Origin of the sequence: Caenibius tardaugens NBRC 16725 (assembly GCF_003860345.1) — a bacterium.
In the GTDB taxonomy this organism is placed as follows: Bacteria; Pseudomonadota; Alphaproteobacteria; order Sphingomonadales; family Sphingomonadaceae; genus Caenibius; species Caenibius tardaugens.
Window position 1 is genome coordinate 1055531 of sequence record NZ_CP034179.1, and the last position, 25771, is coordinate 1081301.

At 58.5% G+C, this 25771-nt stretch carries 24 protein-coding genes; 13 read left to right on the forward strand and 11 right to left on the reverse strand.

Translation table 11 applies throughout. From position 1 onward, the window contains the following. Positions 1 to 371 precede the first annotated feature (371 nt). From EGO55_RS04810 to EGO55_RS04820, 3 genes are read left to right on the forward strand one after another with little or no spacing between them, the layout of a single operon-like run. Positions 372 to 2687, forward strand: a complete 2316-nt coding sequence (locus EGO55_RS04810) for a TonB-dependent receptor (protein ID WP_021691371.1) — start codon at positions 372 to 374, stop codon at positions 2685 to 2687. Between the two features lie 51 nt (positions 2688 to 2738). After that, positions 2739 to 4157: an MmgE/PrpD family protein gene (locus EGO55_RS04815; RefSeq protein ID WP_021691370.1), complete on the forward strand. Its 1419-nt coding sequence runs from the start codon at positions 2739 to 2741 to the stop codon at positions 4155 to 4157. A 39-nt stretch (positions 4158 to 4196) separates the two neighbouring features. After that, positions 4197 to 4979, forward strand: coding sequence for an SDR family NAD(P)-dependent oxidoreductase (locus EGO55_RS04820; RefSeq protein WP_021691369.1), 783 nt, complete (start codon positions 4197 to 4199; stop codon positions 4977 to 4979). Between the two features lie 121 nt (positions 4980 to 5100). Here the strand turns inward: EGO55_RS04820 and EGO55_RS04825 are convergent, their stop codons facing one another. The 6 genes from EGO55_RS04825 to EGO55_RS04850 form a co-directional block, all read right to left on the reverse strand. Continuing rightward, the gene (locus EGO55_RS04825; protein ID WP_124916721.1) at positions 5101 to 5814 is read right to left on the reverse strand and encodes a helix-turn-helix transcriptional regulator; all 714 of its coding nucleotides are present in this window, start codon (positions 5812 to 5814) and stop codon (positions 5101 to 5103) included. Further along, positions 5811 to 6170: a hypothetical protein gene (locus EGO55_RS04830; protein ID WP_124916722.1), complete on the reverse strand. Its 360-nt coding sequence runs from the start codon at positions 6168 to 6170 to the stop codon at positions 5811 to 5813. Before EGO55_RS04830 ends, EGO55_RS04825 begins: the two co-directional genes overlap by 4 nt. Positions 6171 to 6332: 162 nt before the next feature. Then, positions 6333 to 6797, reverse strand: a complete 465-nt coding sequence (locus EGO55_RS04835) for a VOC family protein (protein ID WP_021691367.1) — start codon at positions 6795 to 6797, stop codon at positions 6333 to 6335. A gap of 23 nt (positions 6798 to 6820) precedes the next feature. After that, a complete protein-coding gene (locus EGO55_RS04840) occupies positions 6821 to 8935 on the reverse strand; it encodes an oxidoreductase (protein ID WP_021691366.1) in 2115 nt (704 codons plus the stop codon). Between the two features lie 15 nt (positions 8936 to 8950). Beyond that, positions 8951 to 9439, reverse strand: coding sequence for a nuclear transport factor 2 family protein (locus EGO55_RS04845; protein WP_021691365.1), 489 nt, complete (start codon positions 9437 to 9439; stop codon positions 8951 to 8953). Further along, complete coding sequence (locus EGO55_RS04850) at positions 9439 to 11736, reverse strand: TonB-dependent receptor (RefSeq protein WP_021691364.1); 2298 nt, start codon at positions 11734 to 11736, stop codon at positions 9439 to 9441. The genes EGO55_RS04845 and EGO55_RS04850 overlap by 1 nt, the downstream gene beginning before the upstream one ends. A gap of 148 nt (positions 11737 to 11884) precedes the next feature. On the opposite strand from EGO55_RS04850, the gene EGO55_RS04855 reads away from it, so the two are divergent. Both EGO55_RS04855 and EGO55_RS04860 read left to right on the forward strand, forming a co-directional pair. After that, on the forward strand, positions 11885 to 12955 hold the full coding sequence (locus tag EGO55_RS04855) for an AraC family transcriptional regulator (RefSeq protein ID WP_021691363.1): 1071 nt from the start codon (positions 11885 to 11887) through the stop codon (positions 12953 to 12955). Positions 12956 to 13172: 217 nt separating this feature from the next. Beyond that, positions 13173 to 14996, forward strand: a complete 1824-nt coding sequence (locus EGO55_RS04860) for an AI-2E family transporter (protein WP_021691362.1) — start codon at positions 13173 to 13175, stop codon at positions 14994 to 14996. 136 nt (positions 14997 to 15132) lie between these two features. Here the strand turns inward: EGO55_RS04860 and EGO55_RS04865 are convergent, their stop codons facing one another. Next, positions 15133 to 16296, reverse strand: coding sequence for a helix-turn-helix transcriptional regulator (locus tag EGO55_RS04865; RefSeq protein WP_124916724.1), 1164 nt, complete (start codon positions 16294 to 16296; stop codon positions 15133 to 15135). A 50-nt stretch (positions 16297 to 16346) separates the two neighbouring features. On the opposite strand from EGO55_RS04865, the gene EGO55_RS04870 reads away from it, so the two are divergent. The 8 genes from EGO55_RS04870 (at position 16347) to EGO55_RS04905 (ending at position 22686) form a co-directional block, all read left to right on the forward strand. After that, positions 16347 to 17522 carry a cytochrome P450 gene (locus tag EGO55_RS04870; RefSeq protein WP_161566021.1) on the forward strand — a complete coding sequence of 392 codons (1176 nt, stop codon included), beginning with the start codon at positions 16347 to 16349 and terminating at the stop codon, positions 17520 to 17522. Between the two features lies 1 nt (position 17523). Further along, positions 17524 to 17841 (forward strand): 2Fe-2S iron-sulfur cluster-binding family protein, encoded by a 318-nt coding sequence (locus tag EGO55_RS04875; protein WP_021691359.1) that lies wholly within the window; start codon positions 17524 to 17526, stop codon positions 17839 to 17841. Positions 17842 to 17888: 47 nt separating this feature from the next. Beyond that, on the forward strand, positions 17889 to 18260 hold the full coding sequence (locus EGO55_RS04880) for a nuclear transport factor 2 family protein (RefSeq protein ID WP_021691358.1): 372 nt from the start codon (positions 17889 to 17891) through the stop codon (positions 18258 to 18260). Next, the gene (locus EGO55_RS04885; RefSeq protein ID WP_021691357.1) at positions 18257 to 19204 is read left to right on the forward strand and encodes a TIGR03619 family F420-dependent LLM class oxidoreductase; all 948 of its coding nucleotides are present in this window, start codon (positions 18257 to 18259) and stop codon (positions 19202 to 19204) included. Before EGO55_RS04880 ends, EGO55_RS04885 begins: the two co-directional genes overlap by 4 nt. Before the next feature lie 425 nt (positions 19205 to 19629). Beyond that, on the forward strand, positions 19630 to 20970 hold the full coding sequence (locus EGO55_RS04890) for a TadE/TadG family type IV pilus assembly protein (protein WP_210766647.1): 1341 nt from the start codon (positions 19630 to 19632) through the stop codon (positions 20968 to 20970). Between the two features lie 2 nt (positions 20971 to 20972). Then, positions 20973 to 21473: a TadE/TadG family type IV pilus assembly protein gene (locus EGO55_RS04895; protein WP_021691355.1), complete on the forward strand. Its 501-nt coding sequence runs from the start codon at positions 20973 to 20975 to the stop codon at positions 21471 to 21473. Beyond that, the gene (locus tag EGO55_RS04900; protein WP_021691354.1) at positions 21470 to 21904 is read left to right on the forward strand and encodes a TadE/TadG family type IV pilus assembly protein; all 435 of its coding nucleotides are present in this window, start codon (positions 21470 to 21472) and stop codon (positions 21902 to 21904) included. Before EGO55_RS04895 ends, EGO55_RS04900 begins: the two co-directional genes overlap by 4 nt. Before the next feature lie 179 nt (positions 21905 to 22083). Beyond that, the gene (locus tag EGO55_RS04905) at positions 22084 to 22686 is read left to right on the forward strand and encodes a TetR/AcrR family transcriptional regulator (protein ID WP_021691353.1); all 603 of its coding nucleotides are present in this window, start codon (positions 22084 to 22086) and stop codon (positions 22684 to 22686) included. On the opposite strand, the gene EGO55_RS04910 is transcribed toward EGO55_RS04905, so the two are convergent. From EGO55_RS04910 to paaC, 4 genes are read right to left on the reverse strand one after another with little or no spacing between them, the layout of a single operon-like run. Further along, the gene (locus EGO55_RS04910; RefSeq protein WP_210766648.1) at positions 22683 to 23414 is read right to left on the reverse strand and encodes an enoyl-CoA hydratase-related protein; all 732 of its coding nucleotides are present in this window, start codon (positions 23412 to 23414) and stop codon (positions 22683 to 22685) included. The genes EGO55_RS04905 and EGO55_RS04910 overlap by 4 nt on opposite strands. A 43-nt stretch (positions 23415 to 23457) precedes the next feature. Continuing rightward, positions 23458 to 24534 carry a 2Fe-2S iron-sulfur cluster-binding protein gene (locus EGO55_RS04915; protein ID WP_021691351.1) on the reverse strand — a complete coding sequence of 359 codons (1077 nt, stop codon included), beginning with the start codon at positions 24532 to 24534 and terminating at the stop codon, positions 23458 to 23460. Between the two features lie 8 nt (positions 24535 to 24542). Beyond that, on the reverse strand, positions 24543 to 25013 hold the full coding sequence (gene paaD / locus EGO55_RS04920; RefSeq protein WP_021691350.1) for a 1,2-phenylacetyl-CoA epoxidase subunit PaaD: 471 nt from the start codon (positions 25011 to 25013) through the stop codon (positions 24543 to 24545). A 5-nt stretch (positions 25014 to 25018) separates the two neighbouring features. After that, entirely contained in the window at positions 25019 to 25771 is a 753-nt protein-coding gene (gene paaC / locus EGO55_RS04925) for a 1,2-phenylacetyl-CoA epoxidase subunit PaaC (protein WP_021691349.1), read from the reverse strand.

Below are 25771 nucleotides of genomic sequence, written 5' to 3' on the forward strand. Positions count from 1 at the left end.
GGAGATGGTAAATATAATATTCACTTTATTGAATTTATTAGGGAAATATCATAAATAAACGAACTAAATCGTTCCGCCTGTTCACGACAGCCTCCACCGGTATTCTCTATACGTGCTTTTTCGAGCCGGTTATTATCTTATCATTGGCCTGGTTTATGCGGCTGACGAAGACAAGTTCGCGTTAAGCGCGCAGCACCGCCTCAACCGCCTGACAGCACCAACCTTCCCAATGTCGGGACAGAGCACCTAACATGCCGCATTTCCGCATGCACGGAACCTAATACATGTATTATACAATTAATGTACAATGCATGTATTAGGTTCCGTGCACTGGCCTCGATAAACAATCGCCAGGGGAGAAAGGGATTAGGATGAGCAAGACAGTCAATGGCTTGGTTGCCGCGTGTCTGGGTGTCAGTGGAGCTCCCCTTTTTGGTCAAACGATCGCCGATACAGCAGGCAGCACCAGGGTGGAGACGCCAGCGACACCTGTCGGCGCAAGTACGGCACCAATCGAAGACATTGTTGTTACCGCTCGCCGCCGCGAGGAGAAGATCCAGGCGGTCCCGGTCAGCGTCACTGCGGTGAATAGCGGCGTGCTTGAGCGATTGCGCATCGACCAACCCGATAAACTGCAGAACATTGTCCCCAATCTAGCCAGCACGCCACTGGCATCGACTGTTGGAGGGGCGATCACCTTCATCCGCGGCGTAGGCACGTCCGAACTGCTGCTGAGCGTGGATTCACCTATCGCGACCTATGTTGATGGTGTGTATCTGGGCCGAAATGTCAGCGCGAACCTTGGGGTAATCGCACCCGAACGTGCAGAAGTGCTTCGGGGACCGCAGGGTACATTGTTCGGTCGCAACACGACCGGGGGCGCAATCTCTCTCGCAACCCCGCGACCCAAAGAACATTTCGCGCTGGAAGTGAAAGGTGGAATCGGCTCGTTCCGCGAACGCTACGGCCAATTTCGTGTTGATAGTGGGGAACTCGGGTCGACGGGCCTGAGTGCCATCGTTGCCTTTCAGCATCGTCAAACGAACGGCATCATCGACAATCCGCTGACATCCGGACGCGATGATCCTGGCGCGGTCAATTCCGACGCGGTCTTCGCCAAGATTCACGGGGAATGGGGCGGATTGCGGGTCGACTACAGCTATGACTATGCCAATATTCACGGCGCACCTGGGGCGTTCCAGATCAGCTATGCCAGCCAGGCCTTCCGGGATTACTATGGCAAATCACCGTCACTGGGCGGCGCTGCACTGGTTATCGATCCCGAACGGCACGGCACACTCGCCTTCCGCCCGCTGCCTCGGCAAGTTGTGAAGTCATGGGGCCACGCGCTCACTGCGGAACTCGACTTGTCCGATGCGCTGATGGTGAAGTCGATCACTGCTTATCGAGATTATGATGCCACCCAACCCAATGCCTATGCGCCGTCAAATCTGCGCGGTGTCACAACAGGCGGCGTGGCAGAGGTTGGTCCATTTCAATCCAATGCCGGAACGATCCGCAAGCAGAACCAGTTTTCCCAGGAGGTTCAACTTCTCGGCACCTTTGATCACCTGAATTTCGTGATCGGCGGCTTCTACTTCGAAGAAGACGCGGAGGAAGTTGCACCGACCTCGTTCACATTTCTGATCCCGCCCGGCCGGACGATCGGCATGCCGCTGGCCAGCGCCACCAACTATGCCGTCAAAGCGCGGTCCCACGCCATATTTGGACAGGTGAGCTACCATCCCCCCTTCGCTGACGACCGGCTCGAACTGACAGCCGGAGGACGCTACACGCGCGACCGCAAGTCCATTGCGCAGACCAAGCCGACAGGTCGCTCCGACCAACGCAGCTATGACAATTTCTCCTATAACGTTTCGCTCGCCTACAAGCTGCGGCCTGAAACGCTTCTGTTTGGCCGGATCGGCACCGGCTATCGCTCTGGCGGGTTCAATGCCCGCGCTGGCGCAGGCGTGGATTTCGTATTCGCGCCAGAGAAGGTCACGAGCTACGAATTGGGGCTGAAAAGCGATTGGCTGGGTGGTATCGTCAGAACCAATCTCGCAGCCTTCTACACCGACTACAACGATCTGCAGGTCACGCAGTATACAGGAACAGGCACTGGTGGCGGAACGGGATTCACACGCAATGCCGATGCCACGCTCAAGGGTTTCGAACTGGAAACAACGGTGGCGCCGACACGAAACCTGAGGATCGACGGCAGCGTCGGCTATGTGAAGGCACGCTTCAACCGCATCTTCTTTCCCGATCCCGTGACGGGTGAACTGCGGAACTTCGCGGCAATCAGCCACTTCCCTTATGTGCCTGCATGGACGGCCCATGGCGCAATCCAGTATACTTTCTCCCCGTTCGACAATGGCATCGAGCCGTCGATCCGTCTGGATTACTCCTGGCGCAGCCGACGCTGGTTCCACACCAACAATCTGGCCAACCTAAACCCCTTCAACGATCGTATTGCAGGCGCTGCCTATGGGCTGCTGGGCGCGAGCGTCGTGCTCGCCGACATTCCGATAGGCGGATCGAAAGCCCAACTGACCTTCTTCGCGGAAAATCTGCTCGACGCAGATTATCGCGTGCAAGGCATTGACTTCGGTTCGTTGGGCTTTGCCGGAAACGTTTATGGCACGCCGCGCAGGCTCGGGGCCGATCTTAAGCTGGCATTCTGATCAGCGTATGGCTGAAAGAAGCCAGACGCGTGCAACAACGAGGAATTCAAGATGACCGAGGACAACGGGAACGGCGCGCCGCGTGACGCTGTGTTCGAGCTGGCCGATTTTGCCGTAGGTGCCAGCTTCGACTCTCTCCCTCCCGATGTGATCGATATGACCAAGAAAGGCATCTTGGACACAATCGGCGTGATTCTTCCTGCCAGCACCACCTCGCCGGAAACCCGCAAGCTGGTCGACCTGATGCTGGATGTGGGGGGCAAGGAAGAAGCCACCATGTTAGGCTTCGGCCGGAAAATCCCCGCCTGGCATGCGGGCTATGTGAATGGAGCAATGGCGAATTGCCAGGATTTCAGCGACCTTCATCCCGACGCAGCGCATATTTCCTCTCCCGTCATCCCGGCTGCCATCGCAATGGCCGAACGGATCGGCAAAGTGAACGGCAAGGATTTCATTACGGCTATCGCGCTCGGCGTCGATTTGCAGTGTCGCTTGACCCTTGCCGCCGGAAAGCCTGGCGGGCGGATGGCGCCCTGGCACCCCTCTCCACTGTTCGGCGTATTCAGCGCGACCTTTGCCTGCGCCAAGCTGCTCAATCTCGATGCAGACCAGTTCGTCAATGCGCTGGGCCACGCCTTCATGCAGGCCGCTGGTACGCACGAGATCGTATTTGGCAAGGATTCCACGATCCGCGGGTTCGGGCATGCCCTTCCCGGTGAGGTTGGGGTGCGCGCCGCATTGATGGCGCAAGCAGGGATCACCGGTGTCAGGAACAGTCTGGAAGGAACCGCGGGTCTCTGGAACGTCTATTATCAGGGTGATTACGATCGCGAAGCACTGCTTGGCGATCTGGGTCACCGCTGGATCGTGCGCCAAGACGGTTTCAAACCCTGGCCATCCTGCGGCTTCACGCATGTCCATATCGACATGGTGCGTGAACTGACCCGCGAGCACGATCTCGGTCCTGACGATGTTGAACGCATCACCGTCACTGTCGGCGATTTCGCGCACGGCCAGACCGAACCGCTCGAAGAATGGCGTCGCCCGACCAACAACATGCTCGCCAAACTCAGCGTCCCCCTCGCCGTGGCAATCGCCATGCAAAAGGGCGATATCACGATCCGCGACTATTTTGACGAGCACCTTACCGACAAGGCTGTGCTGTCCATGGCGGATCGGGTCCATTCACGGTTCGATCCGCAGTACAATTTCATGCCCGGATCGGGCTTTCCCGGTGGCGAACTGGAAATTGTGACACGTGACGGGCGTGTGCTCAGCCGCCAGCAACCCCAGGCCTATGGTCATCCGAAAAAGCCGATGTCGTGGGACGGATTGATTGCAAAATTCCGCGATTGCGCAACGTACGCGGCGCGACCGATAACTGACCACGATCTTGATCGCGCAACCCGCATGTTTCGGGAATTGGAAGCGGTCGACGATGTTTCCAAGCTTATCGCCCTCATCGGCTAGGCAGTGCGACAAATTCCATCCGTTGAAGGAGATTCTATCATGATGTTGCAGGGCAAGGTGGCCGTGATAACCGGCTCCGCCGCAGGAATTGGGCGTCAGGCGGCAATCAGGTTCGCCAAGGAAGGTGCGAAAGTCGTGATCAGCGATCTCGCCGACGAGGCAGGAGAGGCGGCCGCGCAGGAAATCAGGGCCGCAGGGAACGACGCAGCTTATTGCCGCTGCAATGTCATGGACATATCCGATCTTGAACGACTGATGGCCTTTGCCGGCACCCAATACGGCGGCGTGGATATTTTCTGGCACAATGCGGGGACGGCAAGCACATCGGTCGCCGCCCAGCCATCAGGCTATCATCGTGATCTCACCGAAGCCGACTGGGACCAACAGATGAATGTGCATTTGAAAGCGGGCTTCTTTGGCGCGCGGCTGGCGGTAGACGAAATGTTGAAGCGGGGCGGCGGCTCCATTCTTTTCACCAGTTCGGCCGCAGCGTTGAAGCCCCCTGTCGGCACCGCTCCGCCTTACCCGATTGCAAAGCATGGTCTGATTTTGCTGACCAAGATGATGGCGACAGCGCTTGCCAAGGACAATATCCGGGTAAATGCGATCTGCCCGGCCGCGATCCGGACTGCGATGATCGAAAGCCTGCTGAATAACGAGGCGACGAAGGGGATTGTCGATGCTCTCGTTCAGCAAATGCCCATGGGGCGCATCCTGGAAATCGATGAAGTCGTGAACAATGCCTTGTTTCTGGTTTCTGACAATGCGTCGGCATTGACCGGAACCATCCTGGCCATCGATGGCGGACGAACGTCACTTTAGCGACAACCGGGGGTCTACGAGATCATTTCAGCACCCGCATTGCCAGGGGTTGGTATCGAAAGGATAGCCTCAACCTCTTCGCCCTCACCCTCTTACTGTCGTTCCCTGCCCACCTTCTTCCTTACCTGAAGCCAGCGACTAACAGCGCCAAATCGCTCTGCCGGTGGGTCGCTGTCTTGGCGAAAATCTTCTTAAGATGCGACTTTATGGTTTCTTGTGTCACTTCGAGTTCACGAACCAGATCAGCGGTCGACTGCCCCATTGCTATACCGCGGGTTACCGTTGCCTCAGCGGGGGTAAGATCGAACAGGGCGGAAAGAATATCGGCATTGGGAAGCGAGGAGTTATCAGGCCGCGCTACCACTGCAAAATATGCCACTTTGCTAAACAAATCCCGTGCCTGTCGCCGCGTTGGGATCAGATGAAGAACCGCAGTTCCCAATTTCCGCTCATTGCGCAAGACAATCGATGCCCCTGTTTTCTGCAACGAAGCCGTCTGCAGCAATTCAGCCAAATGTTTGTCCGCATCCGTATCGATCAAACGCATGCGCGCGATACCGTCCACGACCAGATCGTCAAGCAGGGGCACGAATGCATCGCTTGTTGCCAGCAACTTTCCTCGAACGTCCAACAGACCAACGGGTGTCGCAATAGCATTGAAGGCTTCGAGGAAGATTGCCGCCCGTTCACGTTGCGCTCTACTGCTCAACACAGCCGCGCGGGCAAAATGCGGACGCAGGCGATTAAGGATGGGCACCGCCTTCTGAGAAGTCTCGTGATCGGTGAAAGCTTCAAATGCAATGACAATGCCATCATGATTGGCACCGGTAATCACAGTCGCTGCGCCAGCATCTGCCCCCCGGGGGTCAAAAACTCCTTATAGATCGGTAAAGAGGCGAGTTCCTCGCTCGTGTGCAAATCCGCATCGGTAAGAAACCCGGGATGGTTAGCCCTGGCCAACAGCCGATCAACGCGCGTGTTCTGCGCGTTCCACCCTGCCTCTGCGAAATCGCGGGTTATCTCCGCCGCGAACGGAGACGACGTGATAGTCAGACCTGCGGAGGAACTGACAATCAGATTTCCTCCCAAAGCGCCAACCTGTGAGGATACTGTATCGAGCATCTCGCCCCAGAGCTCAGGTAAAGCTCCCGCTTCATATATCGCCCCGATCAGGCCATCCAGTTCCTGCACCCCGCCCCCCAAGCATGCAACGCCCTGATAGAACTTATAATAGGCGGAGTAACCAAGTCCACATCGCTTCCCCAGTGAGGGGGGGCAACAAGACAACATATCGCGCCAATATGCGCAGATTCAGCCGTAACGGCCGAATGGCAAAACCCTATCGCGTGATCCTCAGCCCGGAAGAGCTTGATCCTTATCCTCAATACGAGCGAGGCTGATAGTAAAGCCGCAGCGTGGAAAGGTATCGATTGTAAACTCCTGATACCTCTTGAACCGCCCCCCTAAGTGACGATCAATTTCGTCCTGGCTGTAATCCAACGCATGTGTCGCCTTGTGGCCATGCGCTGCAATTCGCTCCACAGCCGCCTCGCCATCGCTCACGCCGAAAAATACGTTCATCACGCCTTCGCCGTGTGTCTGCAGGTAGGGCGATACCGCACTATCGGTTTCCCGGCCGGGCATGGGTGCGCAAAGTTCTATTCCTGCATCCCATGCTATCGCCACATGAATTCCATAGGGCTCGCCTGTCCAATTGGCGTCCACAAACGTGGCTCCAAGCAAATCGTGATAAAGCCGCTTTGCCTTCTCAAGATCATGGACAGCGATCAGAACCCGGTTGACACCCTTCAAACCCATAAATCCCCCTTGTATTACTCTGTTTAAATGAGTTTTGCGGTACGCGCGGCAGATCGCATCGCCCCCTCGATGTAACCCACCCCCGTACAGTCCCCGATGGCATGCACATTCAGACCGGCCTGTTCCAGCATGTCGGCCAGGGCCAGATCCCCTCGCGCGCCCTTGGCGACAATGACGTTGTCCGCTTTGAGGATGATACGCTCACCGCTCTGATCTCTGGCGGTCACAGCAGATGCGGCGATCTCTATCTCCGTGTGGTGGGGGTACAGCGCAACGTCCAGTTTGCGCAATTCATCGAACACGCGCCAACGGCGGACAATTGCCAAACCCCGGCCAAAATGCTCGCTTTCATCAATGACTGTGACCGAGCGGCCTCGTTCAGCCAGGAATTCCGCCAGTTCCAATCCGACCAGATCGCCGCCGATGATCACAATATGTTTTCCAAGCGGCAGCCATGTCTTTGTGGCTTCCCTGATGAATGCCGGATCTCGCGTCAGGCCGGTGAGAGCGCCTGCTTTGGCTGCAAGGCGGGTCGTCAAACTGACTTTGCCCCGGAGATCATCCATGTTCCCGCCCAGAACGAGCTGACGCAGGTCGTCGCCACCGAGCACGTGTTTCATGTCAGCGCCGGGCATGGGCGGAATATCCCGTCTGGCCCCTGTCGCGACGATCACAGCATCGGGAGCCAGAGCCTTTATCATGTCGCTGTCGGCCACCGTGTTGAGCTGCACGGTGACTTTGGACGCGTCGATACCGCGCCTTAGCCAGTCGAGAATCCGTTCATTGGGCGCATAGGCAATCGATGCGAATTGCAAGGTACCACCAAGCCGGTCACCCTGTTCCATAAGCGTTACCCGATGCCCGCGTTCATCCAGCCGACGGGCTGCCTCCATCCCCGCAGGCCCGCCGCCGATCACCAGCACATTCCGGGGTGCTTGTACGGGCGGCAGCCAGATCTCGCTTTCAAAGCCCGTGCGCGGATTGACGGCGCAACGGGCCGTCTCGCGTGTGTAGATCGCGCTGATGCAGGTATAGCAGTAGATGCAGGGGAGAACGTCTTTCTCATCTCCGGCTGCCAGCTTGTTCGGCAAAGCGGGATCGGCCAACAGCTTGCGCCCCATGGCGATGAAGTCCGCTTCTCCCGCCGCAATGGCACGGTCACCGACATCGGGTTCGATCCGTCCCGAAAGAATGACCGGTATATTGACCGCGGCCTTGATGGCGGCCGCCTTGTCGGCATTCAAGGCGGGGACTTGCGGTGTGTGCGACCCCGAATGCATCGTCGCAACGCGCGGGTCATGATAGGCCGTTGTGGTGATCGCATCCGCGCCAGCGGCCTCCGCCATGCGTGCGGTGGCAATGGCGTCCTCCAGCGTGATCCCGCCGGGGCGATCGTATTCGATGGCATCGATCTTGGTCCAGACGGCGATATCAGGGCCCACCGCTGTTCTTATCGCTCGCACTGTATCGACCAGCAGCCGGGCGCGATTTTCCAGCACGCCCCCGTAGGCATCGGTTCTGCGGTTGGTGATGGGTGAGAGGAATGACGAGAAAAGGTAGCCATGCCCTCCATGGATTTCCAGACCGTCTGCCCCGGCCTCGACCGCACGGCGCGCGCCGTCCGCGAACATCTGGATAACCGCATCGATATCGGCCTGCGTCATCTCGTGATAATCGAGCGGCGGCAGATCGGCGAAACCGCCAGCCTCAAGTTCCTCTGGCAGGAAAACGGTGTTGCTGTCGCCCGCTGATGCTTGCGGCACGGATGGGCACCACACTGGTTGCCGGGCAGCGGCATTGGCAATCAATCCACCGAAATGCAGCTGCAACGCGAACTTTGCGCCTTCTGCATGGACCGCTTCCGCCACTTTGCGAATGCCGGGAATGAAGCGATCCTGCGAAATCGCAGGCTGACGCGGCATGTTGTTGCCCAGTGGCCAGCCGACGCCGACGACACCCATGGTGACAAGCGCGGTCCCGCCTTGCGCGATGCTGCGATTGAACTCCAGAATCCGTTCGCCGCAACTGCCGTCTTCTTCGGCATAGCCCGTTCCCATGGCCGTAAGGAGAAGACGATTGCGTAATTCCATCGCGCCGATGCGGCCGACGGACAGCAGGTGAGAATAGTGCTTTGCCATGATATCCCTATAAATTCAGTTGTCGCGAGGGCCGTCGAAGTCTTGGAGCAGATGGGCTGAGAGGTCGCCAACGCTGGTCACCGCCTCGCGCCGTTCGATGAAGCGCCAGTTATTGTCGACGCGCGCAAACCGATCATCATATGTGCCGGTAATAATCGCCTGAAGCTGGCCGGGTTTCGTTTCCTGCAGCACGGTAAAGTAGCTTCGCATGCGCGCTGCCGACCCGTCTTCGAAATGGATTTGATGATTGGTGGTGACGTGCCGGGTCCGCGGGGTATTACCCGGCGGATACGTTTTCACCGCTTTGCGCAACAATTCGCCAAACCCGCCGCTTCCCGCGCGAACCTCTGGTTCTTGCGATCCCGGCATGTAGATGTCGGCATGCTGGAACAGTGCACCCACCCGATCGAAATCGCCATTGTCCAACGCATCGGCATAGGCATGCGCGAGATTGATAAGTGCGAAATAATCGCATGCTTGTGGGATGAAGGGATCGGCAGCCATCAGTAGCTGACCTTCAGGTCTATGCCCCAGGTACGCGGTTCGGCGTAGTTGACGGTAGCAAAGCCGAGCGAGCCAAAATCCACCCCCCAGAGCTGGTGCACTTCGTTGGTCAGGTTCTTGACCCATCCGGAAATCGCCAGCTTGCCTCCACCCAGATCGATATCGGAAAGCGTCAATCGCGCATCGAGCAGTCCGACAGGGGCATCCGAAATCGTCTCATGAAACGGGTTAACCAGCGCGGTGGTGGTGTAATAGACACGGCTGCGATAGGAGTAATCGAGCCGCGCGGCGAGTTCTCCGAACGAGAGAGGTTTCCGATATTCCGCCGCGGCCGAGAGCGTGGTGCTGGCCGAGCCGTTGAAACGGGCATCGTCTGAAATATCCACCAGTTCATCTGTCGCGGGATCGCGCAGATCGAAATCGGTAAACTTTCTGTCGATGTAGCCAAAATTGGCGGAAAGCGTCAGTTCGTTGGTGACAGCGGCTGCCGCTTCCACCTCGATCCCGATATAGCGTGCGCGTCCGGCGTTCACCGTTGTAGAAACCGTCCCCCCCGAACCGGCGAGAAACTGCGAACGTTGGATGTCTTTAAGATCGGTGTAGAAAACCGCAGTGTTGAGCCGCAGGCGGCGATCGAACAGTTCGGTCTTGAGGCCCAGTTCGTAAGAGGTCAGATTTTCGGGGCCAAACCCGTCGTTGACAGCGCGCGCGTTCAACCCCCCGGCTTTGTAGCCAGTCGCAATCCGGCCATAGGCCATGATGGCGTCGTTGACCTTGTAATCCGCGGAAATCGCCCAGTTGACCTTGCTGAACGCGCGATCCAACTGGCGCACGAAGGGCACTGTCTGATCGAGATGTTTGTCATCCTTGGTGTAACGCAGACCGGCGGTCAGGCTGAGCCGGTCCGTGACATGGCCGGTTATTTGCCCGAACACGGCCCGCGAACGCGACTTGTGGCGATAGATGTTGTCCGTGGCGAGATTGACGCCCACCGAGTTGACGAACACGCCCGGTGCGGCTTCGACCGGCGCGCCGCTCGGGATGATCAGCGTGAAGTTCGTCGGATTGGCATCGTGGACCACTTCGCGGAAGTAATAGGCACCCAGCACGAAATCGATATCCGGCCCGATCTTGCCCAGCAGATTGAGTTCTTGCGTGAACTGCGTCTGCCTGCGATCGAAAGTCAGATTGAACAGGCTGATGGGTTCGATCCCGAGTGGCACCAGCGGTCCACCCCCGAGAATACCCGGATCCACAACCAGACCGACAAGCCCACCATTACCATCCTGATCGCTCACCACGGTGTTTTTCCAGGTCCGGTATCCGGTCAGCGAGCGGAATGTCAGCTGATCGGAAATATCGAACTCCGCGACAAAGGTGTGACCTTCGATCTTGTCACGCACCGGGCCATCGGTATCCGCGCGAAAGCTGGACAGGCGTTTACGCGAGATTTGCGGCGCTTCACCGCCAAGCGCCGGTGATGCACTGATATAGGCGAGAATATCCGGGCGGGCCGCGATCAGCTGTGATGGGATGCTGACCCCGCGACGGTCATTGTAATCGAAGGCGTAATCGAGCCGGATCGGCCCGCCCTGATCAAATCGCGCGGCAATGCGAAAGGCATCCGTATTGTATGCCCCCGGATCTCTGCTGTCCCGCCGGAGAGGGTTGTTGATATAGCCGTCGCGCTGCTTGTGGAGATAGGTTCCGCGCACGCGGATGCCAGAATTGCCCCACTCGCCGGTATCGATTGTCGTTTTGGACTGCAGGTAATCGAAGCTGCCATAAGACAGGGTCTGTTCCACCGCGAATGCGTCGCCCGGCTTCTTCGAGATGAGATTGACCGCGCCGCCGGTGGTGTTGCGCCCGTAAAGCGTGCCCTGTGGCCCACGCAGCACTTCAATCCGTTCCAGATCGACCAGATCGAAAATCGCGCCTGATGTCCTGCCCAGCACCACGCCATCGACATAAATGCCTACCGGACTGTCTGCGGTCAGAACCGTATCGGATTCACCAATGCCACGAATGAAAATCGCCGCATTTGCGGTTGCCGCACCGGTTACGCCGACAACCAAATTTGGTGCGATCGACGTCAGGCTGGAGACGTCGGTGATGCCCCGCTTTTCGATGGTGTCGCTGGTGATAGCGCTGATCGCCAACGGCGTCTGCTGCAGGTTCTCTTCGCGCTTTTGCGCGGTGACGACGATTTCACCCAGCCCGCCTGTCTGGGGTTCCAGCTTTTCCTGCGCGGAGACCTGCGTAGCGCCGCACACGGCGAGTGCGATGGAACTTGTCAAACATGCGTTTCGAAATGCCCGCTGCATCAAATATCTCCCCTCCCTTGGGCTTCGCGTTCGCTCGCGAATGCACCTTCTCGTGGATGCCGAATATTCGCCTTGAGCAATCCGCGAAGGGAGGGCAAAATTGCTCAAAAGGGAGATCGAATTGCGCAAGAGTACGAAAGCACCAGGCGCCCGCCCGCCGACGCGGCGCAGGACCGTTCCCGCAGAAGCCGTCGCGGTATTACTCGAAGCGCTGGATGCCATTGGCGGTGATGTTGACGCGGCCTTGAAAGCCGCCGGACTTCGCGTCAGGCAATCCGGCACAAGAACGGTTTTTCGACGGGAAATTGACCGCGTTATATTCGCCCGGCTAGCGCAGGAATGCGTACTGGCGTTTCATTACCACGCGTGCAGACGTGATGGCCTGAAGCCGCTCCCTGTGCGCAATCTGCGACTTATGTGCCTTGCCATGCTGGCATGCCCCAATCTGCGGATAGCCATCGAGACGGCCGGGCAATTCCAGCATATGGCGCTTGATGGTCGTGGCCGGACCGAATTGATCGTCGATGGGCAGGTTGCGACATTTGTCCTCGATACCGGATTGCGTGGCCGGCAAGTCGGCGACATGTTGATCATGCTCTACGGTCTGGCGATGTTTCACCGCATCTTTGGATGGTTCATTCACGAAGAAATTCAGCCCGACCAGGTATTGCTCGCCTTTCCTGAAGCGACCTCACAACCCGCGTTCAGGGAGCTTTTCGAACTGGATCCCGAGTTCGATCAGCCTTTCAATGGTTTCCGTTTCCCTGCCCGGATTCTGGATCGCCCGATTGAAAGGACATTCGAGGAATTGTCCGACCTGTTCGCGCTGTTCCCGTTCGACCTGCTTCCGCCGGATTATGAAAATCAAACTCTGGTGGAGCGGACAAGCGCGGCGACATACGCAGCCTTGTCGCGCAATATGCCCCCTCCTGCACTGGCGCAGTTGGCCGATATGTTCGGTCTGAGCACGCCAACCTTTCGCCGGCGATTGCAAGCGGAGAACGATTGCATGACAGCCATTCGGAACCGGTGCCGTCAACAGCTTGCCGAACGCCTGTTGATCGACGGGACTGATACAGTGAAGGAAATCGCCTTTCGTCTGCAGTTCAGTGACGTTGCAGCATTTCGCCGCGCATTTCGCGCCTGGACCGGACTTTCACCGCAGGCTTTCCGGCAAGCGAGATTAAAGTGATTGTTCCAGGCAGTACCCAGCCCAGCAACCGGCCAATATCCAGGATTTACACTATCAAAGGCACAGCCCGCGCTCCGTATCGTTAACCTGAGCAGGCGCGCGAGACGTCCAATGCGCTCCAAACTTTCACGCATCATCCAGGGTAACCTGAAACCTTCTGCCAGCCCGTCCGTTAATGCGCACGTCCTTCTGCACGTTTAAATATGAGGATCGGGACATGGGGACACAGTCAGACGCAGAGGGCCTTTCCAAAGCTCCCCTTACCGGCACTTCAAAAGCCGATGACGTCAAATTGCGCCTTTCGCCGTTGGCTGAGGCAGGGTCCACATCCCTGTTTCACCTCGCCGTTGGCGTTGTCATCATAGCCGCTCTCTATTTCGCCAGAGATGTACTCATTCCCGTCACTCTTGCCGTGGTTCTGTCCTTTGTGCTGTCGCCAATTGTCGGTTTCCTGCAGCGCATTCTCATCCCTCGCGGTCCGGCCTCAGTCCTGTCAGTATTGATTGCGCTCGGCATCATCAGCAGCATCGGGACCGTCGTTGGCACCCAGATGGTGTCTCTTTCGGATCAGATGCCGCAATATGTGCAAACATTGCAGGGAAAGATCGACGCAGCCCAAAATTTTGCAAAATCGGAAATTGCAGTCATCACCAATCAACTGGAGCAGTCTGCAAAACCCCGGTTACCCGGTTCATCCCTTCAACCACAACCTGTCCCTCACCCTTCGCCTGCAAATTCATCGGCGACAGAATCCTTGAACCCGCTCGAAACGGCATTTGGACTACTCGGCTCCATTCTCGCGCCGTTTGAGACGTTTATTATCGTACTCGTCGTAACGATCTTCATTCTTCTGCAAAGCCGCGAGGTTCACGACAAAACCATCAGGCTGTTTGGTTCGTCCGACCTGCTCCGAACAACTGCCGCGCTCGACGATGTTGGCGCGCGACTTTCCCGATATCTGCTTTCACAACTGGTTGTGAATACGGGTTTTGGCCTCATCATAGGCATAGGAACGTGGTTGATAGGTCTTCCGGTGCCGCTCGTATGGGGGGTACTGGCAGGCATGTTGCGCTTTGTGCCGTATATCGGCGCTATACTTGGCGCCATTTTGCCGATGATCGTGGCAGCCGCAATCGAACCGGGATGGAGCTCTGTCGCCTATGTGGCCATTCTCTTTGCTGTCGTTGAACCTGTCACGGGCTATGCTGTCGAACCGCTCCTTTATGGACATTCCACCGGCCTTTCCCCGCTTGCGGTAGTGGTCGCCGCGATATTCTGGACATGGATCTGGGGGCCGATCGGCCTGGTTCTCTCAATGCCGCTGACCCTCAGCATGGTTACTCTCGGGCACCACATTCCCAATCTCAAATTCCTGGAAATCCTGCTGGGGGATCAACCCGCGCTGTCGCCTGCCGAATACCAGTATCAACGATTGCTCGCTGGCAATCTTGATGGTTCCATCGATCAGGCCCTGACGGCGATCGAGGACAATGGCTCTCTGTCGCAATATTATGACGAGGTCATCCTGCCTGCGCTCAGGCTGGCAGACAACGACATTCAGCGCGGTGCAATAAACAAGGCAACAGCGGGGCAACTAGCCTCAAACGCTTTGAATTTCCTTGAAGACCTGACGGAAACGGAGATGGCGGAAAGGCTCGTTTCAAGCACCGCATCACAGCCACGCTCCACCTCGGTAGTCTGCCTGGCCGGACCCGGTCCTCTCGATGAGGTGGCGACGACAATGCTGTGCCAATTGCTCGCACAAAACGGCATACCTGCAGAGCTTCATGCATTTCCTGCGATTTCCCGCCGCGCCATCGATGCGCTCGAACTGTCCGGAGCACACAGAATTTGCCTGATATCTGTAAACCGCCCTCCTGGTTCCCCCCGCATACGCGCTATGATCCACCGCATTCAGCAGAAGACGGATGCTGCCATAGTTGTTGGCCTGACCGGGCACGACACGGACGACGGGCTAACCCCTGCCAAGGTGCTTTGCGCGGCGACTTTCACCCAGGCAATTTCTCTCTGCTCTGCCTGAGAAGCACTGACATCGAACGTTCGGCTGACATCATTAACCAGAACCAGACTTTTCGGTAATGGGCCGCGATCAGTTCCGCGAAGAAGACTATGCGTGCGATTGAACGACACCAACCGGCAAAGTTTCAGGGCAAAGGCTAGGCATTATCCAATCGGCACAAGCTGGTAAAAACCATCCGTACAAGATCTGCCTGACGCCGCGCACCGGTCCGGGCCAAAACGCGTTTGCCATAAGTCCGGGCGCTGGCGGGGGTGACCCCCATCAAGGTCCCCGCCTCTTCCCATGTTCGACCGGACGCAAGCAATGCTGCCATGCGTGCTTCTGCATGGCTGAAGCCGAACCGACGACGCAAAGCATCCACGCGCGGTACCGCCTGATCGGCAGGGCTGTCGAGATAGATCACATAGGCAGGGCCTGCCCCGTCACCCTGTTCATCATGCCAAGGTTTGATCAGTACATGCAGGGGATCGGCTTCTGCTTCCCCTACAACGATAACCTGCCCTTCACCCGCCGCACCCAGCGATCGGCGCAGTGCTGCGGCACCAGCGCCGCGCACTTTCAGGCGATCACGATCGCGCGCAATGGCCGTGCCACGATCGAGCAGCATATCCGCAAGCCCATTGGTTCCCACGATCGCCCCCGTGCTGTCGAGCAGGATCACGCCAAGGCCAAGATCGGCCAGCGCAGCGGCATGGACAGCGGCCATGTTTCTCTCTGCCTCAAGCCGGGCATGAATATCCACAGCGCGCCCGAAATGGGGCAACAGCGCGGTAATTTCCGATGCCTCCGCATCGGAGAAATCGCCAACCGCCGCGTCCCGACTGAGCGACAGCCATGCTTCGACCCCGCGATAGTCACCGAGAAACGCAAACAGCGCATGTTCGGCCCCGATAGAACGGCAGAACCGCATATATTGCTCTTCCCGTTCATCGGATGCGGGCGCGAACATCTGCGCGAAACCATAGACCGATCCCACCGCCATCGGGTGATCGCAAGTCGGATCGAGATAACGATAGGTGCTATTGTAGAGCCGCCAGCTTTCCCGTGAGTCCCAAGCGGCATCGAACACAAAACGGGTATGGCCATCATGCGCGCGCCTGCGCGAAAATTTCATCATCGTGCCTGTGCAGGCAAACGCACGCCGAAACTGGTGCGTAAGATCGCACCAGGGTTGGCTGGCAAGCGGCGCATCGTAGATCGCCCCGATCAGGTCGCTGTGCATCATTTCTCCGCGCGCGGGACGCCGTTCCGGCAAACGATTGTCCCCATTTGGGGACAGCGCCGCCGTCAGCGTCATCATATGTCTGGCAACATAATCCCAAGCAGGATGGACCGCCAAGCATGAATGCCATGACACCGCTAATGCCCGACATCGATTTCGCCTATGACGATGTCCCCAACCTGCACGATCTGATTGAGGAATTGCGTGCCCACGGCCCCGTCGTGCCGGTGCGTTATCACGGATCATCGGTTTGGCTGATCATGGATCATGCCCTGCTCAAACAGGCGTTTGAGGACTATGACCATTTCGACGCCACCGCTGGCTACAAACTGATTGCCGAACCATCGATGGGCAAGACGCTGCAGACCATGGCCGGTGAGGAACACCGCGTCAGCCGGGCGCTGGTCAACCCGTTGTTCATGCCGGTCAAGGTGCGCGGTTATGTCGAAAGCCTGATCGAACCGATTGCCCATGAACTGTGCGACCGGATGGAAAGTGAGCGCGAGGTCGAATTCGTCTCCGCCTTTGCCCGCCCCTATCCCTTCCTTGTCATCACCCGCCTGCTCGGCATCCCGGTGGAGGACGAGGGCAGCTTTATGGAATGGGCGGTCAAGATGATCGATTTCCCGTGGGACCCGGAAGGGGCAGTCAGGGCCAAGGACGAGTTCAACACCTATATGCAGGCGATCATCGATGCCCGCCGGGCCAATCCGGGCGACGATTTCCTTTCACGTCTGACGCAGGCGGAATACGAAGGCCAGCACCTCAGCGACGAACGCATTCTCTCGTTCCTGGGGCTGTTGTTCCCGGCCGGATCGGACACCACCTACAAAAATGGCAGCAGCCTGTTTGCGGCTGTGCTGGACGATCCGAAGCTCTGCGCTCTGGCACAAGGCAGCGACAAGGACCGGGAAGCCATCGTGACCGAAGGTCTGCGCTGGGAACCACCCACGGCCTTCCTGCCGCGCATGGCCAGTGCCGATGTGGCGTTCGGCGGCGTGCATATCGCCAAGGGCGACTGGATGCTGTTCGGCATCACCGCGGCCAACAGCGACCCCGCCGTATTCCCCGATCCGCGACGGTTCGACCCGGCGCGTGACAACCGCGAAATCCTGACTTTCGGGCGTAGCAGCCACTTCTGCCTGGGCATGCATGTTGCCCGCCGCGAACTGGAAACGGCGTTACGGGTGGTCTTCGAACGCTTTCCCCATATCCGGCTGAAACCGGGGCAGTCGATCGAACGGGTCAACGCGGTGTTGCGCGGGGTACGCGAAATGATCGTCCTGCCGCACGGGGAGGCATAAGATGCAGGTCCGGTTTATCGACCCCGATGGCGGCGAACATCTTGTGCATGCCGAAGCAGGTGAAAGCGCCATGCGCTGTGCCACACGTGCACTGATACCGGGCATTATCGGTGAATGCGGCGGAGCGATGGCTTGTGCCACCTGCCATTGTTACGCCGAACCACCCGAAGGGGCCTTGCTGCCCCCGCCCGAGGCACAGGAGCGGGACATGATCGAAGGCTGCATCGATACACGCCCGACCAGCCGCCTGACCTGTCAGGTCATTCTGGAACCGGCGCTGGACGGCATGACCTTCATCGTTCCTGCGTCGCAAGTCTGACGGACGCCCCGCCCGTCGCCCATTTCGCGAAGCCACGGACACACATCATGAGCAACATCCCCTTGACCCTCGCCTTCTTCGAAGCGTGGAAATCGTGCGATCCCGACACCATCGCCGCGCTGATGAGCGAAGACTGCTTTTACCACAACGTGCCGATGGAACCGGTCGTGGGCCGACCAGCCATCGTCGAATTCCTCCGCGGATTTCTGGGCGACGCCGAAACCGTGGTGTTCGATGTGCTGGCCATTGCGGAAACCGCCAATGGCACCGTGCTGACCGAACGGGTCGATCATTTCGACTACGGCGGACGCACGCTCGCACTGCCGGTGATGGGCAGTTTCCAGTTCAGGGACGGGCTGGTCACGCGCTGGCTCGATTACTTCGACATGGCCCCTTTTGCCGGAACAGCCGCTCCATGACCGGCACGCGCATTGCCATCAGCCTCACCAGCATCGAACACCTGACAGGCGGCGACGTCGGCGGCGTACTTGAATTTGCCCGCAAGGCCGATGCAGCCGGGGTGGATCAGTTGACGGTATCAGAACATGTGGCAATGGGCCGTGAGGTGATCGGCTATCCCTATGGCGCCTACCCGTCCACCGTGGATGCCGACTGGTATGAACCCATCGCGATGCTCTCTGCCGTGGCGGCAGTGACACAGCGGACACGGCTCTCCAGCAGCATTTTGATCGCCCCGCTGCGCCCCGCCGTCTTGCTCGCCAAGCAACTGGCCACAGTCGATCACCTGTCGAATGGACGGCTCGAAATCGGAATCGGCACCGGTTGGCAGAAGGCCGAATACGACGGTTGCGGCGTCCCCTTTGAAGGGCGGACGGTACTACTCGACGAACAGGTTCGGGCGATGCAGGCACTGTGGTCCAATGCCCCCGCGCGCTTTGCCGGGCGCCGCATCGCATTCGAGGGACTCTACAGCCTGCCCTATCCACGCCAGAGCGGCGGCGTGCCGGTCTGGTTCGGCATTGCCCCCGGCCCCACCAATATCGCGCGCATGGCGGAACTTGGTGCAGGCTGGATACCATGGTTCGGTCTGCCATCAGGCAATGGCGGGGGCCATACGCATCGCGAGCAGGCTCTCGAACAGATCGCCGATGGGCGTGCGCATATCCACGCCGCGCTGGAAGCGCTTGGGCGCGATCCGCGGCAATTTGGCATCCGTGTCATGCCGGAACCCGCCATGGGCACGCATGGCTATGATCTGGCCGCCACAATCGCCGCCGCGCACGACTATGTGGCAGCGGGCGCCACCCATCTGGAGTTTGCGCCGGGCCTGTTTTGTCGTGACCTGTCCGAACTGGATGAGGCGCTGGCTGCGATACTGACTTTACAAGGCGGTGGATCATAACTTGAAGACACGTCTATACTGGCGCAAGGGCGGCCCGGCGGCGCCCTTGCGCCAGTAGGCACCTCGACCACGTATACCTGACGCGCGATGATAAGAGGGTGCATCACTGCCAATCGTTGATCGTGAAGGCGACGTTCCAGGCCGCTGCATCAGCAGAAAACCGCAAAAATCTGCGATTTCGCGTTTCATGAAGAAGGCACCGCTATGCCATGCCAAGCTGGCAGAAGCGTTACGGATGGGCTGGTTCGAGCCTTACCGCGATGAAAAGGCTGAACAATAACCGCCCCCCAACAGCACCCCATATACGGAACAACATTCAACGGCCGACAACCGCCCTTGGCGACGCACCCGTAAAAATTACTCCATTATTTTCAATGATATTTCTGAAATGACTTTTCATACATGTTAATTAACAACATATTACATTGTATATTTCCGGATACTTTCCTTTTATTATCTCCCCATTAATGATTTGGGTGTTAGGTGCGATTCAGGAACGACACAGGGGAAACGCGTTGTTCAACAGGATCGCTCGCATGCTCCGTGGGCTGCGTAAACACACGAGCGGAAACGCCGCGTTCATCGTGGCTATCGGCATGCCAGCCTTTATTGGCGGTGCCGGCATGGCCGTCGATGTTTCGCAATGGTATCTGTGGAAGCGCGAAGTACAGCATTCGGCCGACCAGGCCGCTCTCGCGGGCGCGTGGGCATTGATCGATGCAGACTCCGCCTCGAGCTACGAGATGCGTGCAAAACAGGAGTTTGACGGCAATCTCGCGGTTACGGCGGACTTTGTCTCCACTCCGAACGTGACTCTGGCTGACTATGCCGGCGGCGAAGACAACAGCGTCGTCATCACCGCTCAGGTATCGAAGCGTCTGCCGTTCAGCGGTTTTCTCACCGGCAATGCGGTGACTGTCGCGGTACGGGCGCAAGCCAGCTTCAAGGCTGGCGCGAACTACGGCGCATGTCTCATCGCCCTGAAGAAAAACGGCAACGGCATGGACATTGGCGGCAATGCTTCGGTCAAGGCTGCCTGCGGCCTTGCCGCCTTGTCGTGCGGCGATGATGCAGTCGTCATCGATGGCTCTGCAACGGTCGAAACGGATTCGATTGCGACATGCGGAAAGGCCAATGTCCCGCCCGAAAATCAGGATGTCGTTTCTGAAAATGTCAAAGGCCTGCAGGATATATATGCGGACCTTGTCCCTCCTGAAAACAACGATGTGCCGCCACCCTATTCCTGCAAGAATGTCAACAAGACTGAAATGGCCATTCTTCGCCCCGGCATCTACAATGGCGGGATCGTTGTGAAATGTAATACTACATTGGATCAAGGTGTATACATTATAGACGGCGGCATTCTCGACCTGTCAGCCAATTACGACGTTACGGGCGCCAATGTCCTGTTCGTTCTGAAAAACGGCGCGCGCATCAAACTGGGCGGCAACGGGAATGGTAACAAAATTACCCTGTCACCCATGGAAAGCGGCCCCTACAAGGATATTCTCATCATTGAAGACCGGGATAGCCATCCGGATAACCCGGGGCACAAGATCAACGGCAATTCCAATTCTCTGATTGAGGGCCTGATATATCTGCCCAACGGCGAAATCGAGATTCTCGGTACCGCTGACATTGCCAGCCAGTGCCTTCAGATTTCCGCATACAAGATCAAGATCTCGGGCAATGCTAACATTGAAACGCTGTGTCCGACCGGCACTTCCGTGGGATCGGGCTTGGTCATGGTTCGACTGGTGGGATAGCGATGGCAAGGGAACAAATCCGTGCCCTGTGGCACAGGCTCACCAGCGATCGCCAGGGCGCGGTGCTTATCGAAACAGCCATCGTCATGCCAGTTCTGATCTTGCTGGCCCTGGGCAGCTTCGACGTTGGCCGGATGGTCACACGACAGATCGAATTGCAGAGTGGCGTTGCCGAAGTCGAAGCGATCGTACTTGCAGCAAATGCCGGTGCTTCAACGAATACCGGCGAACTTGCCACGCTACTGAAGAACTCTCTTTCCTTAACCGATGATAAGGTCAGCGTGGCCAAGATCTATCGCTGTGATGCGGATACAAAGTTTGTCCAAAGTACGAGCGACTGCATCGGCAATTCTGTGGTTTCGACGTACGTCCAGATAGATCTGAAGGACAAGTACATCCCATTGTGGACCCATTTCGGCGTCAGCAAGACGTTCAACTACGACGTAAGTCGAACAGTGCAGGTCGATACCGAAACGCTCCCCGATCCGGCGGAATCCGCATGATGGAGGCGCTGCTTCTCCGACGGCTCGCGCGCGACCAAAAGGGCGCTGCTATCATCGAGTTTGCGCTGCTCGCCCCGGCCTTGATCGGCGCTTGTATCGGCATACTCGCAATCGGAATCCAGTTGCAGAACTACAGCGCCATGCGCTCGCTTGCATCGGACATGAACCGCTACACCGTGGTCGAATACCAGAAATCGAACAGGATGACCGCCGCGCAGATCACCGATGTCACCTCTGCTCTTGCGGTTAATCCGCTCTACGGCCTGAAAGGTGATCGATTCACCGTCAGCGTCGAGGAAGCGGCAAGTCCGATCGCAGGCGCGAAGAAATTCACAATGACCCTGAGCTATAGCCCGTTCCTGTCGTTCTACGGCATGAATCCGCTCACCTTCAGCCATAAGCAGAATATCTACGTTTCTGCGGGAACGTAACAGGCTGAACGCCGGTTCAACCACAGGAAACCGGGTGCCCGTTCCCGTCATGTGTGGATGCCTGGCCCAGTTCGCCCCGGTCAGAGCCACGCGCCTCCAAGCCACCCCGTGCGCTTGACGCAAAAGCATTATGGCTTAGTCAGACACCTTTGGTACCCGATGAACGGAAAGTGTGACGAATGGCCCGCACTCAGGCCGCAGACTACGAAGAACGCAAGGAAGCAATACTCGCCCATGCATCCTCGCTTTTCGCCGAGAGAGGATTCCTGGGCACCTCGGTCATGGATATCGCCCTAGCCTGCGGCGCATCCAAATCGCTCCTTTACCATTACTACCCGTCGAAAGAGGACGTGCTTTTCGATGTGATGACATCGCACGTCGATCTCCTGCTCGACGATGTCGATACCGTTCTGGCGCTGGATCTTCCGCCCGGTGAAAGCCTGCACACCGTACTGCATTATTTTATGCGCCATTACGTCGGCGCATCCGATCGTCAGAAAGTTCTGCTGAACGAACTGGAAAACCTGCCCGCCGACAAGCGGCAGGAAATCGTGGCAACGCAGCGCAAGATTGTCGATGCTGTACAGACACTGCTGGTGGCAGCTCTACCGGAACATTGTGCTGATCCGGTAGAGGCACGTGGCCGGACCATGCTGCTGTTCGGCATGATCAACTGGACTGGCAACTGGTTCGATCCGACCGGAAAACTGACGTATCAGCAAATCGCGGACATGGCTTACGAAATGGTCCTGTCGGGAACCGTTGCGCCGACGAAAGGCTAGGCGCCCGACCAGTCGGGCGTGCGCTTTTCAAGAAAGGCGCTGATGCCTTCTGTTTTGTCTGCCGTTCCGAGGAGGCGCAGAAAAGCGCGTCTTTCGTGTAGCAGATGTTCATGCTCGGCCAATTGCCCGGCCAACCGCAAGCTAGCCTTGGCCGCCCGCAGCGCAACCGGTGCCCGGTTCGAGAGCGTTTTGGCAAGAGCCAATGCGGCCTGCCCAGCCTGCCCTGCGTCTGCCAGTCGCGCAATCAGGCCAATTGACCACGCGGTCTCCCCGGTAACGGGTTCCCCGGTCAGCACCATATCCATAGCGCGAGGCAAGCCGGTGCGACGCGGCAGGATCGCAGTGCCACCCGCGCCTGGCATGATGCCCAGACCGGTTTCGGGCAGGCCAATGCGCGCATTCCTTGCCGCCACGACGATATCCGCGCACAACATCAGTTCCGCACCGGCTCCAAGACACCAACCCTCGACACCCGCCACAAGCGGCTTGGAAAAAGCCCGAATTGCCTGCCATGCGAGGAACCGGGGGCTCTCTACGGAATCATCCGGGCCACTTGCGGCAAGTTCCCCGATGTCCGCCCCTGCGGCGAAGACGCTCTCCGACCCGACCAGCAAGGCAACGCGAATATCCTCGGCCTCGTCCGCCCCGGCCAGAGCAGACGCGAGTTCCTGAAGCACCGGCGTTGCGAGGGCGTTTTTCCGTTCCGGGCGGTTGAGCCTGAGCCTCATGATACCGGGCCCCGGCCTATCGACAATGATGGCTGGTGCTGCGTCAGGCATCGAAATCGATTTCCACATCGTCGGACACCGGAATGGCCTGGCACGTCAGGATATAGCCGCGGTCGATCTCGTCCTGCGAAAGCCCGAAATTGCGGATCATTTCGACCTTTCCACGCACCAGCCGTGCCCGACATGTGGCACAAACCCCGGCCTTGCAGGCGAAAGGCGCAGGCAGGCCCGCCGCGCGGCCATTCTCCAGAATCGATTCAAGCGCGGGATCGTAAAGCACAGTCCTGCGCTTGCCGTTGATGGTAACCTTGATCGGTTTGCCTGCTGCCTGCTGTTCCAGTTGCTGCACCGCCGCACTGCGGTCGGCGCTCAGTTCACTGGCGGTAAAGCGTTCGCTTCTGATGCGGCTGCGGTCGAGCCCGGCCTCGACAAGCGCGGTCTCGACGGCATCCATCATCGCCTCCGGCCCGCAGACGAAAGCCATGTCGATCGCATCTTCCGGGGGAAAGAGCGTGAGGATGTCATGCATCTTGGCCCGGTCGATGCGGCCGTTGAGGAACGCCAGTTCGTCCTCCTCCCGCGACAGGAAGTAATGGGCTTCGAACCGATCCATATAACGGTTCTTGAGCTGCGCCAATTCCTCCAGGAAAAGGATGCTGCCGGTTTCGCGATTGCCGTAAAACAGGGCAAAGTGGCTCTGCGGCTCTGCGGCAAGGCCAGCCTTGATCAGCGAAACGATCGGCGTGATCCCGGAACCGCTTGCGAACAGCGCATAACGGGCTGCACTCGCCGGGTCGAAAGCCCAGGTAAACGCACCGGCTGGCGCCATAACGTCAAGTTGCGATCCGGCAACCAGCGTATCGTTTGCCCAGTTGGAGAACCGACCGCCGCCGATGCGTTTGATCGCAACACGCATGCCTGTTTCATCCGGGCCGGAACATATCGAATAACTGCGCCGCAAATCATCGCCATCGATCTGGGCGCGCAGGGTCAGATGCTGCCCCGGCAGGAAATGAAAGGTTTCGGCCAGTGGCGGCGGCACGGCGAAGCGCACGGAAATCGCGTCTTCGGTTTCCCGGCGGACATCAGTGATAGCAAGCGAGTGGAATCCGGTAGACATGGCTTATCCTAGTGACACTTGAAACGGTCGAACGGCTCATGGCAGGCGCGGCACTGCCACAGCGCCTTGCACGGCGTGGAGCCAAAGCGGGAAATTTCACGGGTATCGCATGATCCGCAATGCGGGCAGCGCGCTGGTCGATTGCCCGGCTCGGGCGGTGCGATGCCGTATCGGCGCAGTTTCTCCTGCCCTTCGGGGGTGATCATGTCGGTCGACCAGGCGGGCGAAAGCACCATGCGGATCGCCACGTCCGCCAAACCGGCACGATCGAGCGCTTCACGCGTGTCCTGCGCAATTGCCGCTGTTGCCGGGCAACCGGTGTAGGTCGGTGTCAGCGCGACCCAGGCCCCCTCGCCATCGTCCGATCCAACGTCACGCACAATGCCCAGATCGACAATCGAGACGGCCGGAATTTCCGGGTCCGGCACACCCGCCAGCACGCGCGCAATCCGGCTCAGGAGTTCGGCCTGAACAGGCACGCGGCTTACCAGGCTGCCTGCGGATGGGCGCGCGGCAGGACCTGCATGATGGCGAGCAGGGTCGACAGGTGTTCGCTGTGGCGTCCACTTCGCCCGCCCATAATCGGCCAGACCTTGCCCGGAACGTCCAGCCCGGCGCGGCCCAGCACTGTGGCCACAATGTCGCCGAAGGCCGGGCGCAAGGCCTGACGCAAAGGCACCAGTCCACGCTCCGCGCAGGCCACCCAATCCGCATCATCGAGAAACAGATCATCGACAAAACGCCAGTGCCAGGCCAACGCATCGCGCATGCGGGCGTTGCTTTCCTCCGTCCCGTCGCCCAGCCGCACCACCCAATCAGCCGCGTATTCGGCATGATAGCGCAGTTCCTTGGCCGCTTTCGCCGCGATTTCGGACAGGCGCCTGTCGGACGAATGGACCAGCTCCTCGAACAGGGCTGCAGCGTAAGTCGCATAAAAGAAATGTCGCACGATGGTCTGCGCGAAGTCGCCGTTCGGTTGTTCGGCTAAAAGGCAATTGCGGAACGCTTCGGCACTGCGGTGGAAGGCCAGCCGATCAGCATCGCGGCCCGCCCCCTCCACCACACCGGCGTAGTCGAGCAGCAAGGTTGCCTGACCGATCAGGTCGAGCGCGAGGTTCGAAAGGCTGAGATCGACTTCAATGGTCGGGGCATGGCCACACCATTCGCAAAGACGCTGGCCTAGGATCAGGCTGTCGTCGCCAAGTTGCGTTAACACGCCAAACAGGGGGGCATCCAT